Annotated in this window: 6 protein-coding genes; all 6 read left to right on the forward strand. The window is 55.0% G+C overall.

Going from position 1 to position 16,075, the window contains the following annotated elements; translation table 11 throughout:
• The first annotated feature begins 10 nt into the window (after window positions 1–10).
• The 6 genes from BACHE_RS17700 (at window position 11) to BACHE_RS17705 (ending at window position 16,058) form a co-directional block, all read left to right on the forward strand.
• On the forward strand, window positions 11–4,816 hold the full coding sequence (locus tag BACHE_RS17700) for an outer membrane protein assembly factor BamB family protein (protein WP_013546038.1): 4,806 nt from the start codon (window positions 11–13) through the stop codon (window positions 4,814–4,816).
• A 32-nt stretch (window positions 4,817–4,848) separates the two neighbouring features.
• Window positions 4,849–6,309 (forward strand): glycosyltransferase family 2 protein, encoded by a 1,461-nt coding sequence (locus BACHE_RS02050; protein WP_013546039.1) that lies wholly within the window; start codon window positions 4,849–4,851, stop codon window positions 6,307–6,309.
• Window positions 6,310–6,511: 202 nt separating this feature from the next.
• Window positions 6,512–8,947 carry a DUF4922 domain-containing protein gene (locus BACHE_RS16805; RefSeq protein ID WP_013546040.1) on the forward strand — a complete coding sequence of 812 codons (2,436 nt, stop codon included), beginning with the start codon at window positions 6,512–6,514 and terminating at the stop codon, window positions 8,945–8,947.
• Window positions 8,948–8,968: 21 nt separating this feature from the next.
• Window positions 8,969–10,324 (forward strand): MFS transporter, encoded by a 1,356-nt coding sequence (locus BACHE_RS02060; protein WP_013546041.1) that lies wholly within the window; start codon window positions 8,969–8,971, stop codon window positions 10,322–10,324.
• Window positions 10,325–11,343: 1,019 nt separating this feature from the next.
• A complete protein-coding gene (locus BACHE_RS02065) occupies window positions 11,344–12,585 on the forward strand; it encodes an exo-beta-N-acetylmuramidase NamZ family protein (RefSeq protein WP_013546042.1) in 1,242 nt (413 codons plus the stop codon).
• A 242-nt stretch (window positions 12,586–12,827) separates the two neighbouring features.
• Window positions 12,828–16,058, forward strand: a complete 3,231-nt coding sequence (locus BACHE_RS17705) for an FAD-binding and (Fe-S)-binding domain-containing protein (protein WP_013546043.1) — start codon at window positions 12,828–12,830, stop codon at window positions 16,056–16,058.
• The last annotated feature ends 17 nt before the right edge of the window (window positions 16,059–16,075 follow it).

Here is a 16,075-nt window from a genome sequence, read left to right on the forward strand (position 1 = left end):
ATGCATCATCATGAATGTAAGACCTCTTTTCTTTATCAGTTTGCTCGGCGCCTCCCTTCTCCCCCAAACGGGAGGCGCCGGGGAACTTCCGACGGAGATCCGCCGGGAGATCGGAAGATTTCTGGATGCCACTGCAAGAAAAGAAATTTCCGTAGGGCGCATAGACATTGACTCAGTAGCCATAGAAGGCAACACTTTGCAGCTATTCGCCAACATGAATTGCGCCTATATTCCTTTCCGGGAAGACAACGTCGCCCAAATTTACAGGGGTGTAAGTTCCTTGCTGCCCGCCGAATTTGCCAAATACAAACTGCAAATACGCACAAACAAACGCAGCATCGAGGAGTTGATTCCGCAAGCCCTTCGCAAGAAGAAAGACAAGAAAACGAAAACTTTCAGGCACGCCGCAACAAAGCCTTTGGTAACGGATATTTCCACGCCTTATATTCCCACAAACGGGCTGCATAACCGCCACATCGCTTTGTGGCAGAGCCACGGCTATTATTACGAGCCCAAACTTGCCCGCTGGGAATGGCAGCGCGCACGGATCTTCCAGACAGTAGAAGATTTATACACCCAAAGCTATGTACTCCCTTTCCTCGTGCCGATGCTGGAAAACGCAGGCGCCAATGTGCTGCTTCCCCGCGAGCGTGACTGCCAGACAGCAGAAATAATCATCGACAACGACGGCAGCCCGGACAGCCGTTCCATTTATACTGAGAATGCGGCCGGCAAAAGATGGACACAAGGAAACGGAAAAGGTTTTGCCCAGCTACGGAGCCAATACATCAACTTTGAAAATCCATTTAAAGAAGGTACATACCGTAGCATCGAGACAATCAGGAAAGGAAAAGAAAGTACGGCAGAGTGGATTCCGGAAATTCCGGCCGCCGGCCGGTATGCCATATACGTATCTTACCAGACCCTTCCGAACAGTACAGACGATGCACTTTACACGGTATATCATAAAGGCGGTGTCACTCAGTTTAAGGTAAACCAGCAAATGGGCGGAGGTACGTGGATTTACCTCGGCACATTCGGTTTTGACGCCGGAAAAGGCAACGGGCACAAAGTGACCCTGAGCAATCGTTCGGCCAAAGCAGGGCAAACCGTAACGGCAGATGCAGTAAAGATAGGCGGAGGCATGGGGAATATAGCCCGCCGCATATCTGATGCCGGAACCAAGACAGACTATCCGTATGAAACCAGCGCTTACCCCCGCTTCTGTGAAGCGGCCCGTTACTGGCTGCAATGGGCAGGCATACCCGACAGCATATATTCCGAAAGCCGGGGCAAGAATGATTATACCGATGACTACAAATGCCGGGGACTCTGGGTGAACTACCTTGCCGGTGGCTCTGCCGCCAATCCTGCCGACAAAGGTTTGAACATACCTGTGGATATGGCCTTTGCATTCCATTCCGATGCCGGCACTACCCTGAATGATTCTATCATCGGAACACTCGGCATCTACTGCACCAACGCTTATAATGAAATGTTCGCCAACGGAGCGTCACGATACCTGTCACATGATTTGACCGACCTGATACAGTCCAACATCGTACGGGACATCCGCAGTCTTTACGAGCCCCGCTGGACCCGCCGCGGTATGTGGAACCAGTCTTATTACGAAGCCCGCGTGCCGCGCGTACCCACCATGTTGCTGGAATTGCTTTCCCATCAGAATTTTGCGGATATGCGCTACGGGCTGGATCCGCGTTTCCGCTTCACCGTGAGCCGTGCCATTTATAAGGGAATGCTGCAATTTCTCTGCTCACAGCACAACATGGATTATGCCGTACAACCACTGCCGGTAGATCACATGTCACTGCGCATGATCGGTGAAGATGAAGTCGAACTAACCTGGCAACCCGTGCCCGATCCTCTGGAACCTACCGCGACGGCAGAGAAATACATTGTTTACACCCGTATCGGTGACGGCGACTTTGACAATGGCATATTGGTGGATAAGAACAGCTACCGCACCGCCCTTCCTTCGGGAATGGTGTGCAGCTACAAAGTCACCGCGGTAAATAAAGGCGGCGAGAGCTTCCCTTCCGAAATACTGTCGGCCGGGCGTGCCGTCAATGCCAAAGGCACAGTGCTGGTGATTAACGGATTCGACCGCATCAGCGCACCCGCCGATTTTGTGGCTCCCGCACCTGCCGACACTTTGCTTGCCGGATTCCTTGATGACGTGGATCATGGAGTGCCCTACGTCAAGGACATCAGTTACATCGGCAAAATGAAAGAATTCCGCCGTTCCGTTCCCTGGATGGACGATGACGCTTCCGGTTTCGGTGACAGTTATGGAAATTATGAAAACCGGATAATCGCGGGCAATACGTTCGACTATCCTGCCATACATGGCGCAGCTATCCTGAAAGCCGGCTATTCGTTTGTTTCCGGCAGCGACGAGGCTGTGGAAGACGGGCAGGTCTCCCTGAATGACTATAAATACACCGATCTCATCTTGGGCAAGGAATGCCAGACCAAAATGGGCAGGGGCGGTGCAGTGCCGTTGGAATTCAAGACATTCAGCAAACCGATGCAGAAAGCTGTCACCGCTTATTGCAACCGGGGCGGCAATATCTTTGTGTCCGGAGCCTATGTCGGTACTGACCTGTGGGACAACCGCCTTGCGGATGCAGAAGAGGCAGACAAGGAATTTGCGACCGGAGTGCTGAAGTACAAATGGCGTGCGGGACAAGCCGCCACAACGGGCAAGGTGAAGTGCGTGGCTTCTCCGTTCACCGCCCTTGCCGGAGACTATTCATACCACAATGAGCTGAATCCGGACTCTTATGCAGTAGAGTCTCCGGATGCCATTGAACCGTCGGACAAGGAAGCCTATACCATAATGCGCTATTCTGAAAACAACCTCAGTGCCGGTGTAGCTTACAGCGGCGCATACAAGACATGCGTATTGGGATTCCCCTTTGAATCCGTACGCAGCGAATCCGAGAGAGAAGCATTGATGGGCGCTGTATTGAACTTTTTCAACGAGAACAGAGATAATCATCCACAGGTGTTCCGTTTTGCACAACTGACGGATCTCCACCTCAGCCCCTACAATCCGAATCCTACGGAGGATTTGTTGCGTTCCGTGGCACAGATCAACGCCACCGACAGCATAGATTTTGTCCTGGTCACGGGAGATCTTACCGAAGAAGGAGACCGCGCCACCATGAAGAAAGTGAAATCGTGCCTCGACCTGCTGAAAGTGCCCTATTACACCGTGCTTGGAAACCATGAAACCAAGTGGAGCGATTCGGGCTGCACCGCTTTCGGCGAGATATTCGGCAGCGAGCGTTTTGAATTCGAGCACAAAGGCATTCTGTTCCTCGGATTCAACTCCGGGCCGTTGATGCGCATGGCTTACGGGCACGTAGTGCCGCAAGACATACGCTGGATGACGGAAAAAATGGAAAAGGCCGGAAAGGACAAGCCGGTGATACTCGTTACCCACTACCCGCTGACAGAAGGAGATGTGGATAACTGGTATGAAGTGACAGATGCTGTACGCCCCTACAACGTGCGCCTGTTTATCGGCGGACACTATCACAGCAACCGTAACTTGTGCTACGACGGTATTCCGGGCATCCTGATGCGCAGCAATCTGCGCGACAAAGAAGGAAAGCCCGGCTATGGCATCTACGAAGTGGCAGACGACTCCATCCGGGTATATGCCCGGCGCATCGGAGAGCCCGGAGAACAATGGGCTGCCTTCTCTCTGACCAAACCTTACTACGACCACGGCGGAAGGGCGGAAAAGTATCCGGACTTCTCGGTAAACAACGAATTTCCGGAAGTAAAGGAACAATGGATCGTACAGACCGGTGCGGGCATTTACTGCTCACCGGCCGTGTACGGAGACAAAGTGTTTGTAGGCGATGACATGGGGCGGCTGACGGCCTATGCACTGAAAAGCGGCAAGCAGCAATGGAGCTTCGGGACGGGCAGACGTATCGTAGGAACTCCCGCCGCAAGCCAAGGCATTGTGGTATTCGGCTCCGCCGACCGCAATATCTACGGGCTGGACGCCAGGAACGGAAACCTGCTATGGAAGGTGGAGGCCGCAGAGCCGGTGCTCGGAGCAACCACCATCGTGGACGGCATTGCCTATATCGGTGCAAGCGACCACGTTTTCCGTGCCATAAACATACATACAGGCAAAGTTATCTGGGCCTGCGCAGGCATAAGAGGCTATATCGAAACCAAGCCTTTGGTAACCGAAGACAAGGTTATCTTCGGCGCATGGGACAATACACTCTATGCCCTGAACAAGACGGACGGCAAAGAATTGTGGAGGTGGACCGGAGGTCTGACCCGCATGCACTTCTCGCCTGCCGCCGTATGGCCGGTAGCTGCAAACGGAAAAGTGTTTATCACAGATCCGCAGCGCGCCATGACCGCCATCGACATCAAGACAGGCGATACGGTGTGGCGCACCTTCCGGTCTGCAGTACGCGAAACAATCGGACTGTCCGAAGACGGTGAACGTGTTTACAGCAAGACAATGAACGACAGCATCGTCTGCTACTCTGCCATGGAAAACACTCCGCAGGAACTGTGGGCATCGGATGTAGGCTTCGGCTATGAGCACGCCCCGTCCATGCAGGTGGAAAAAGGCGGCGTAATGTTTGGCAGTACCAAAGAAGGCCTTATCTTCGCACTGGAAGGCAAGACAGGCAAGGTTCTGTGGAAACACAAGACAGGCAACTCACTTATCAGCACCGTAGTTCCACTGAACAGGCAGGAGATCCTGTTCACGGCCACAAGCGGAGAGGTGGGGCTGCTGAGGGCAAATCAATGAATTAATATACTTAAAAAAAAACGTAATACACAATGAAGAAGATCAGTTGCTTCCTGCCTTATGCGGGAAAAGAACAAGTAGAGAAAACCATCGCAGGACTACAAGCCACGGGACTCGTGGAGGAAATCTTCCTGATAGCCACAGACACCGCCCCCGAAGAGTTGCCCTGCTGCAAAATCATAAGAGTGGAATATCCCTTCAGCAGCATAACGATGCAGATGATGGCCCATTCGGCCACGGCCGACTACACTCTGCTCTACACCAAGGAGACAACGCTTGAGATGGGCATGTTTGCCCTGGACCGCATGATGCGCATCCTGGAGGACTCGGACGCCGGCATGGTATATGCCGACCACTACCAGACTGCCGGCGGCAGGCAGACGGGTGCTCCGGTCATCGACTATCAGCAGGGCTCTTTGAGAGATGACTTCAACTTCGGCTCCGTACTGCTGTTCGACACCGCGAAGCTGAAGGAGGCAGCCGGACGCATAAAGTCGGAATATAACTTTGCGGGGCTCTATGAACTCCGCCTGAAGTTGAGCCAAAAAGCCGACCTGGTGCACATCAACGAATACCTGTACAGCGAAGTGGAAAACGACACACGCAAGAGTGGCGAGAAAATCTTCGACTACGTGGACCCCAAGAACCGTGAACGCCAGATTGAAATGGAGGAAGCCTGCACCGAACACCTGAAAGAGATCGGCGGATATCTGGAACCGGAGTTCAAACGGATCGAATTCTCCGCAGGCAACTTCGAATACGAAGCTTCTGTCATCATCCCGGTGCGAAACCGCATACGCACCATCCGCGACGCCATACGCTCCGCGCTAAGCCAGAGGACAGACTTCAAATACAACCTTATCGTCATCGACAACCATTCTACGGACGGCACAACCGAAGCGATAGACGAATTCAAGGATGACGAACGCCTCATCCACCTCATCCCCCGGCGCAACGACTTAGGAATAGGCGGCTGCTGGAATCTGGGCGTACACCACCCGCAATGCGGAAAGTTTGCCGTGCAACTGGACAGCGACGATGTATATAAGGACGAAAACACACTGGCCGTCATGGTCAGCGCCTTCTACCGACAGAACTGCGCAATGGTGGTGGGCACTTACATGATGACGGACTTCGACATGAACATGATTGCTCCGGGCATCATCGACCACAAAGAATGGACACTCCACAACGGGCGCAACAATGCGCTGCGCATCAACGGTCTGGGCGCTCCCCGCGCCTTCTACACTCCGGTGCTGCGCCAGGTGAAAGTGCCCAACACCAGTTATGGCGAAGACTATGCATTAGGGCTGAACTTCTCGCGCCGGTATCAGATAGGGCGGGTTTACGACGTGGTTTACCTCTGCCGCCGCTGGGACGACAACTCGGACGCCTCGCTGGACATCGTGAAGATGAACGCGCACAATCTCTATAAAGACCGCATCCGCACCTGGGAACTGAAAGCCCGTATCGCATTGAACAGGCAGAGATGACCGGACAGAGACGGGGCAGATTTCCAAAAAAATCCGGACACGCCGGCAAAGCCGAACTCCACATATAGATGAAGCCCGCCGCATCTATATACCGAAGCGGCTGCATCTATATATGCAGCAAGCCGGATATACAGATGCAGCAAAAGCCCCTTCCGGTGCAAGGCAAAGCATTAGACATCAATTAGTTACAAGAAACAAAGCTATGAGCCCAACAATACAAGAATTCTTTACAGAGCAACTATCCTCGTGGAAGATGGCGCAAGACAACTACGCCGCACTTTCGGGAGTACGGACAAAGGAACTGAACGTCTGCGGCATTCCCTATAAAGTACAGTTCAACCCCGCCCGCATCGTGTCTTCCGGAGCCAAGGTAGATGCCCGGTCCATCAAGCAGCGGAAATGCTTCCTGTGCCCGGAGAACCTCCCCCCCATGCAGCAAGGCATACCTTTCGGGGGACATTACCAGATATTGGTAAACCCGTTCCCCATCTTTCCACGCCATCTGACGATACCCGAAACGGCGCACGTGCCCCAACGCATCGCCGCACGTTTCGGGCACATGCTGGATCTGGCGCAGGCCTTGCCTGACTACACCGTTTTCTACAACGGCCCCCGGTGCGGCGCCTCCGCGCCCGACCATGCCCATTTTCAGGCAGGCAGCAGAGGATTCATGCCCATCGAGAAGGACTGGAGGGGGCAAGTGGCGGACAAGATTGCCTGCTACAAGAATGCCGTGCTTTGGCATCTGGACGACGCTCCCCGCAACACCCTCGTCATTCAGTCGCCCAGCAAAGACGCGGCCGAAGAACTGTTCGGCATCATTTGCCGTGCACTCCCCATGATGCCCGGCCAAGAAGAACCTATGATGAACCTGCTGGCCGCGCATGAAGCCGGACAATGGACGGTCTTCGTCTTTGCGCGCGCCAAGCACCGCCCCGCCTGCTATGCGGCAGAGGGCGACGCCAACCTGCTGAGCAGTCCGGCATCCGTCGACCTGGGCGGTGTGTTCATACTGCCCGTAGAGAAAGACTTCGTCAAGATAACGGCGGAAGACATTGCGGGAATCTTAGGCGAAGTATGCCTTTCCGCCGCAGAATCTGCACAATTGAGGCAACGCATCCGCCAACAGATACAAACCCTTGCCACCTCCCCGCAAGACAGCAGAGCAAAGGACAATACGGCAAAAGGCGGCGGCATGGAGAACCGCCGGGCGGAAGAGCCCGAAGTACGGGTAGGCATCATGTCCGGCACACGGATAGAATTCTCGTTTCCCACCCCCTATCGGCTGCATAAGCACTGCCGCGAGGACGCTTCCTCCACCCCCATCCTCCCAGAAGAGGTGCAGGCGGTGACTTCAGGCAACGGCAAGGTGCTCTGGAACAACCGCGAGTTCGATGAACTGGAATTCAGCCCCGCCGATGAAAGTACCGGCTGCTTTGAACTGCGGAATGTCACCATAGGCATCAACTTCCACTGGGAGCGCCAAGAAAACCAACGCTTCCGGGGCTCCCTGAAGTTCATTGCCGAAGACGGGAAACTGACCGCCGTCAACGTCATCCGCGTAGAAGACTACCTTACCAGCGTAATCTCCTCCGAGATGAGCGCCACCGCCTCCTTGGAATTGCTGAAGGCGCACGCCGTAATCTCACGGAGCTGGCTGCTGGCACAAATACAGAAAGACAAGGAAACGGCCCATGCCCAAACAGCATGCCCCACCCCTTCCCAAAGCGGAGAGGAGTTTATCCGCTGGTACGACCGCGAAGACCATACCCGTTTCGATGTCTGTGCCGACGACCACTGCCAACGCTACCAGGGCATCACGCGCGCATCCACCGAAATCGTGAAGCAAGCCATCGCCGCCACCCGCGGACAAGTGCTGACGTATGGCGGGAAGATTTGTGACGCCCGCTTCTCCAAATGCTGCGGCGGCGCCTTCGAAGAGTTCCAATACTGCTGGGAAGACGTGAAGCATCCTTACCTGCTGAAGCAACGTGACTTCCGCCTCCCCCATTCCCAAGCCGCCGGCTCCGCAGCCGAAGCCGCGAGCCCCTGCAACGACCTGCCCGACCTCACGCAAGAAGCCGAGGCCGCACGCTGGATACGCACCTCTCCCCAAGCCTTCTGCAACACTGCCGACAAGCAAATTCTCGCGCAGGTACTCAATAACTACGACCGGGAGACAACGGACTTCTACCGGTGGAGAGTGGAATACACCCAAGAGGAGCTTTCGGCCCTCATCCTGAAGCGCTCAGGCATCGACTACGGACAAATCATCGACCTCGTACCCATGGCCAGGGGAACCAGCGGGCGACTATGGAAACTGAAGATCGTGGGCACAAAGAAGACACTCGTCATCGGAAAGGAACTGGAAATACGCCGCATACTTTCCGCCTCTCACCTGTACAGCTCGGCATTTGTGACAGACAAGGAAGGGAGCCTGCCCATAGACAAGGATGCGCCTCAGGGCTGCGGAGTGCAGACAGTGCCCGCACGCTTCATCCTCACCGGAGCCGGATGGGGACACGGTGTGGGGCTGTGCCAGATAGGCGCCGCCGTGATGGGCGAACGGGGCTATAAGTACGATGCGATACTGCTGCACTACTATGTGGGCGCAAGCATCGACAGACTGTATGAATAACAAGACAATAAACCAAATATCATGGACAGCATAAAAGAGAAAAATTACGATGCCAGAGCGAAAAGTCCCTGGTGGTGGGTTCCCACACTGTACTTTGCAGAAGGGGTTCCCTACTTTGTGGTCAACACAATTTCGGTGATGATGTTCACCAAGATGGGAGTTCCCAACGGTGACATGTCCTTCTTCACCACGCTGCTCTACTTCCCGTGGTTTCTGAAGGGAATCTGGAGCCCCATCGTGGATGTGATAAAGACGAAGCGCTGGTGGATAGTCACCATGCAGGCTATGATGGCACTGCTCATGGTGCTGCTGACGGTCAGCCTGCCCCATCCCGCACAAGAGACGATAGCATCCGGGCAGACACCGATAAGCATGTTCACCTTCACATTGGTGCTGTTCATCATCACCGCATTCGCCTCGGCCACACACGACATTGCCGCCGACGGCTTCTACATGCTGGTGCACAGCCCCGGCAGCCAGGCAGCCTTCATAGGCATACGGAGTACATTCTACCGCGTGGCCTCCGTCTTCGTGCAAGGCATACTGGTGTTCATAGCCGGCATGCTGGAGAAGAGCACCGGAAACATCCCCCTCTCCTGGCAAGTGACACTGGGCTGCGCCGCCGTCGTGTTCGGGCTGATAACCCTCTACCACACCTTCTGCCTGCCACGCTCCGGGGCAGACAAGGCACGCACGCCGGCAGACCATGCACAGGCAGGTGCGCCGCGGGAATCAAAGGCGGCAGAACTGGCCAACTCGTTCATCACCTTCGTCAAGAAGCCCAACGTGCTGCTGGCCATAGCTTTCATGCTGCTCTACCGCCTGCCCGAAGGCTTCCTCATCAAGATGTGCCAGCCCTTCTTAGTACATTCCACTGCAAACGGCGGGCTGGGGCTCGATACGGACACGGTGGGCATCGTATATGGAACCATCGGTGTCATAGCCCTGCTGACAGGGGGCATAGCGGGCGGCGTCTATGCCTCGCGCCGGGGGCTGAAGCGCTCGTTGTGGCTCATGGCGGCCTGCATGACGCTGCCTTGCCTCACCTTCGTCTATCTGGCCATCGCACAGCCTGCAAGCATCACCCTGATAAGCATAGCCGTCTCCATCGAGCAGTTCGGCTACGGATTCGGATTCACGGCTTACATGCTCTACATGATGTACTTCTCGGAAGGTGAGTTCAAGACATCGCACTACGCCATCTGTACCGCATTCATGGCACTGAGCATGATGTTGCCGGGATTCGTGGCAGGCTATATCGAGGAAGCCATCGGATACGTCAACTTCTTCTGGATGGTGATGGCTTGCTGTCTGGCCACGCTGGCAGTCACCTACTTCGTTGACCGGAAGATAGATCCGGAATATGGGAAGAAGTGAAACAGAGGGAAGGAGTTAAAGGGAGAAGGAGTTAGAAGGAGTTAAAGGGAGTTATCGCCTGCCAAGGCAGGCTTGGGAGTTAAAGGCCGATACTCTTATGAGGTCATTAGTTTATGGGAAGAAGGAGTCAGAGGGGGAAGGAGTTAGAAGGAGTTAGAGGGAGTTAAAGGCCGATACTCTTATGAGGTCATTAGTTTATGGGAAGAAGGAGTCAGAAGGAAGGAGTTAGAAGGAGTTAAAGGGAGTTATCGTTCGCTTCGCTCACTCAGGGAGTTAAAGGCCGATACTCTTATGAGGTCATTAGTTTATGGGGAGAAGGAGTCAGAGGGGGAAGGAGTTAGAAGGAGTTAAAGGGAGTTATCGTTCGCTTCGCTCTCTTAAGGAGTTAAAGGCCGATACTCTTATGAGGTCATTAGTTTATGGGGAGAAGGAGTTAGAGGGGGAAGGAGTTAGAAGGAGTTAAAGGGAGTTATCGTTCGCTTCGCTCTCTTAAGGAGTTAAAGGCCGATAGTTCTGAGATTGAGAACCTATGACTAATGAATCCACAAGAGTATCGGCCTTTAACTCCCAAGCCTGCCTTGGCAGGCGATAACTCCCTTTAACTCCCTTTAACTCCCCTGAGCGAGCAAAGCGAACGATAACTCCCTAAGAGAGCGAAGCGAACGATAACTCCCTAAGCGAGCGAAGCGAACGATAACTCCCTGAGAGAGCGAAGCGAACGATAACTCCCTGAGAGAGCGAAGCGAACGATAACTCCCTGAGCGAGCGAAGCGAACGATAACTCCCTGAGTGAGCAAAGCGAACGATAACTCCCTGAGCGAGCGAAGCGAACGATAACTCCCTAAGCGAGCGAAGCGAACGATAACTCCCTGAGTGAGCAAAGCGAACGATAACTCCCTGAGCGAGCGAAGCGAACGATAACTCCCTAAGCGAGCGAAGCGAACGATAACTCCCTAAGCGAGCGAAGCGAACGATAACTCCCTTAAGCTAACAATATGTTTAACGATCAATGATTACCGATGAAAAAGACTATTACAATATGCCTCCTGTGCCTCCTTTGCGGAAGTGCATTGCAGGCACAAAAGATAAAAGTGAAAACCGGCATCGAAGTGCTGAAGGAACAGAACTTCCGGTGTCTGGAAGGCAAACGTGTGGGGCTGATTACCAATCCCACCGGTGTGGACAACCGCATGAAGTCCACCATCGACATACTGCATGAAGCCCCGAACGTGAACCTCGTCGCCCTCTACGGCCCGGAGCACGGCGTGCGCGGCGACGTACATGCGGGCGACCATGTGGCGGACATGAAAGACGCCTCCACCGGACTGCCCGTCCACTCCCTTTACGGAAAGACACGCAAGGCCACACCGCAGATGCTGAAAGACGTCGATGTATTGGTGTATGACATTCAGGACATCGGCTGCCGTTCCTTCACCTACATCAGCACCATGGGGCTGGCCATGGAAGCGGCTGCCGAGAACGGCAAGGAGTTCATCGTGCTGGACCGCCCCAATCCCGTGGGCGGACTGAAGATTGAAGGAAACCTGACGGAAGATGATTGCATTTCTTTTGTCAGCCAATTCAAAATTCCGTACCTTTACGGCCTCACTTGCGGTGAACTGGCACTGATGCTCAATGGCGAGAGGATGCTGAAGGAAGGACGGCAGTGCAATCTGCACGTGGTGAAGATGAAAGGCTGGAAACGCAAGATGGATTACACACAGACCGGACTGCAATGGGTCCCCTCTTCCCCGCACATCCCGCACCCGCACTCCGCATTTTTCTATCCCGTCAGCGGCATCTTGGGCGAACTGGGCTACATGTCCATCGGCGTGGGCTACACCATACCCTTCCAGATGTTTGCCGCCCCGTGGATGGAAGCGGAAAAGCTGGCAGGGAGGCTGAACAGCCTGCACGTGCCGGGCGTCGTCTTCAGGCCGATGTACCTCAAACCGTTTTACAGCGTGGGGAAAGGAGAACTGCTGCAAGGGGTGCAGGTGCACATCACGGACTTTGGCAAAGCGCCCCTGAGCGAACTGCAATTCCTGGTGATGCAGGAAGCGGCGGCACTCTATCCGGACCGTGCCGTCTTTGACCACGCCGACAAGGGACGCTTCCCGATGTTCGACAAAGTGTGCGGCTCACGGCAGATACGCGAACGCTTCTCCAAACGTAATCGCTGGGAAGATATACGCGACTATTGGTATAAGGATGCGGAAGACTTCAGAAGATTGTCGAAGAAGCACTATCTATACAGATAGGGATCAGGCAGATTTTCTGACACCGGGACAGGAGGCAGAGACACACGTATCTCACCGGTCATGAGATACGTATCTCATGGGTGATGACATACGGTATCTCATGGGTGACGACATACGTATCTCATGGGTGCTGACATACGTATCTCACCGAGGAGATCTCCGATACCGCCCCACAGATACCCCTGAGGAGGCATGCAAGAACAGAAAAGAATATATACAAGAAAAAGGAAGGAACATTTATCATGGTAAAAGACAGTTACACAGATTTCTCGCGGGAAGCCCTGCGATTCATTCCGAAAGAAAGGATTTACACCGACGAACTCCACCGGCTGACATGGGGTACAGACGCAGGATTCTACCGCCTCATCCCCCGGATAGTAATCCATGCGGCAGAAGAAGGAGAAGTGGCCGGACTATTGAAGCTGGCCGGCCGCTACAGCCTGCCCGTCACCTTCCGCGCGGCAGGAACCAGCCTGTCCGGACAGGCCATCAGCAACTCCATCCTCATCGTGGCCGGCAAGCATTGGGAACAGTATTCCATTTCCGCCGACCACGAACAGATCACCCTCGAACCCGGTATCATCGGGCAGCGCGTCAACGAGCTGTTAGCCCCCTACGGACGCAAGTTCGCCCCCGACCCCGCCAGTGTGAAAAGCGCCATGGTGGGAGGCATCGTAATGAACAACGCTTCGGGCATGAACTGCGGCACACACGCCAACAGCGACCGTATGCTCCTCTCCGCCCGCATCGTGCTGGCAGACGGAACCGTGCTGGACACGGGCAATCCTGTGAGCCGCGCCTCCTTTGAAGTCACCCACCGCGACTTCATCCGCCGCATCTGCGAACTGCGCGACGAAATACGCGGCAATGAAGAACTGGCCGCACGCATCCGCCACAAATACTCCATCAAGAACGTAACCGGGCTCAACCTCCTGCCCTTTGTCCGCTTCGACGATCCGTTCGACATCATCGCCCACCTCATGGTAGGTTCCGAAGGTACTCTCGCCTTCCTCTCACGCGTCACCATGAAGACCGAATACGACTACCCCTGCAAAGCAAGCGCCATGCTCTACTTCAAGACCATAAAGGAGGCAAGCCGCGCCGTGGTAGCCATGAAAAGAGTGGAAAGGGGAGAGGGGAAAGAGTTGAAAGTTGAAAGTGGAGAGTTGAAAGCTTCAAGAGTGGAGAGTGGAAAGTTGAAAGTTGAGAGTGAAGAGTGGAAAGCTTCAAGAGTGGAGAGTGGAGAGTTGAAAGTTGAAAGTAACCATGCGGAATGCGAGGAAAGCGCCACGCAACACAGCGCAGCCAACTCTCCCCTTTCAACTCTCAACTCTCAACTCTCTTCAACTCCCAACTCTCAACTTTCAACTCTCAACTCTCAACTCGTAAAGAGCGCCGAGATGCTGGATTACAAAAGCCTCTCCTCCGTCAATGATCCTGTATTCCTGAAATACAAAGGCGAAGTAGCCTCCTCCGCCCTCCCCGGCGTGGAGCCGGGTGACGAGACCGGGCTGACCGCCGTGCTGACCGAAACCAAGGCGCACACACCCGAAGAACTGCGACAGAACATCGCCGCCATCGAAACCTGTCTGGCAAGTTTCGACACCTACATCCCCGTGCACTTCACCGACCGTCCGGAAGAATACTCCGAATACTGGGCCATCCGTTCCGGCATATTCCCCTCCGTGGGCGGCACACGCAAGCCCGGAACCTCTTGCCTCATCGAAGACGTCGCCTTCCATATCGAAGACCTGCCCGAAGCCACCGCCGACCTGCAGCAACTCCTTGCCCGCCACGGCTACAACGACGCCTGCATCTACGGGCATGCCCTCGAAGGCAACTACCACTTCATCATCAACCAGTCCTTCAGCAACCAGAACGAAGTGGACCGCTACAAAGACCTGATGGAAGACATCAAGACCCTTGTAGTGGATAAATATGACGGCTCCCTGAAAGCCGAGCACGGAACCGGCCGCAACATGGCCCCCTTTGTCCGCTACGAATGGGGAGACGATGCCTACCGGGCAATGAAAGCCGTGAAAGAACTGTTCGACCCGGAAGGGCTGCTGAACCCCGGCGTCATCTTCAATGACGACCCCCAATGCCATATCAAGGGCTTCAAGTATCTGCCCGCCATATCCGTTGACGAGGAGCACCGCGCCATCGGATACCAACTGCAAAGTAATCCTTATGGACTGGGAATTGTCGCCGTCTGCCCGCCCCTTGCCGCCGACAAGTGCATAGAGTGCGGCTTCTGCGAAGTGAACTGCCTCTCGTGCGGTTTCACCCTCTCCCCGCGCCAGCGCATCGTGGCACAGCGCGAGATGTCCCTGCTGAAGCAAGCCGGCATGAAGAAACAACTCGCCATACTCCAACGCCAATATGATTACCCCGGCAACCAGACTTGCGCCGGAGACGGACTCTGCTCCATGTCGTGCCCGATGGGGATCAATACCGGTGACCTCACCCACCTCATCCGGCAGGAGGCACTGCCCAAAGGCAGTCTCGGATATAAGGCCGGAAGCTTCGCGGCCAACCACTTCGCCGGTATCAAGAGTGCTGTACGTCCCGTACTGCGCCTGGCCGACACCGCCCATTCCCTGCTGGGGACAAAAGCCATGAGCGCCCTCGCCAAGACCATGCACAACGTCTTGCACGCACCTCTATGGACACCGGCAATGCCGAAGGCCTACAAATACTCGGAAGCAAACAGCCCGGAAAGCACCCGCCGTTCCGTTCGGGGCGGCACGGTTCCCAAGGTCGTTTACTTCCCCAGTTGCATCAACCAGACGATGGGGCAGGCCAGAAAGTCACCCGCAGAGCAGCCGTTGGCCCGCAAGATGCTTTCGCTGCTGCAAAAGGCCGGCTACGAGGTCATCTTGCCCAAGAACATGGAACGGCTCTGCTGCGGCACTATCTGGGAAAGCAAGGGCATGCCCGACATTGCCGACCGCAAGACGGAAGAACTCGAAGCAGCATTGTGGGAGGCCAGCGGACAAGGCCTGTATCCCGTCCTTTGCGACCAAAGTCCCTGTCTGCACCGCATGCGCCGGCACATCAAGAAGATGAAGCTGTACGAGCCCGCAGAATTCATCTATACCTTCATGCGCGACAAACTGACATTCACTCCCACCGACCGTCCCGTAGCCGTCCACATCACCTGCTCCATGCGTGAAATGGGGCTTGCGGATACCATTACCGCCCTTGCCGGCCTCTGCTCCACCCGCGTCCTCGTGCCCGAAGAAGTAGGCTGCTGCGGCTTTGCCGGCGACCGCGGCTTCACTCATCCCGAACTGAACGCCTACGCCCTGCGCAAGCTCCGTCCGCAGGTGGAAGCGTCAGGCGTGAAAACAGGCTACTCCAACAGCCGTACTTGCGAAATAGGACTCACAACAAACTCCGGTATCCCCTACGTCTCCATCGTCTATCTGGTGGACGAGTGCACGAGGCCCGCCGATGCCGGCAATGAATAGCAAATAATCAACTTAAC

Source organism: Bacteroides helcogenes P 36-108, assembly GCF_000186225.1.
In the GTDB taxonomy this organism is placed as follows: Bacteria; Bacteroidota; Bacteroidia; order Bacteroidales; family Bacteroidaceae; genus Bacteroides; species Bacteroides helcogenes.

Excerpts from the sequence above, each read along its gene's own strand:
- BACHE_RS02065 (WP_013546042.1), top strand. The coding sequence starts at position 11,344 with ATGAAAAAGACTATTACAATATGCCTCCTGTGCCTCCTTTGCGGAAGT.
- BACHE_RS02050 (WP_013546039.1), top strand. The coding sequence starts at position 4,849 with ATGAAGAAGATCAGTTGCTTCCTGCCTTATGCGGGAAAAGAACAAGTA.
- BACHE_RS17700 (WP_013546038.1), top strand. The coding sequence starts at position 11 with ATGAATGTAAGACCTCTTTTCTTTATCAGTTTGCTCGGCGCCTCCCTT.
- BACHE_RS16805 (WP_013546040.1), top strand. The coding sequence starts at position 6,512 with ATGAGCCCAACAATACAAGAATTCTTTACAGAGCAACTATCCTCGTGG.
- BACHE_RS02060 (WP_013546041.1), top strand. The coding sequence starts at position 8,969 with ATGGACAGCATAAAAGAGAAAAATTACGATGCCAGAGCGAAAAGTCCC.
- BACHE_RS17705 (WP_013546043.1), top strand. The coding sequence starts at position 12,828 with ATGGTAAAAGACAGTTACACAGATTTCTCGCGGGAAGCCCTGCGATTC.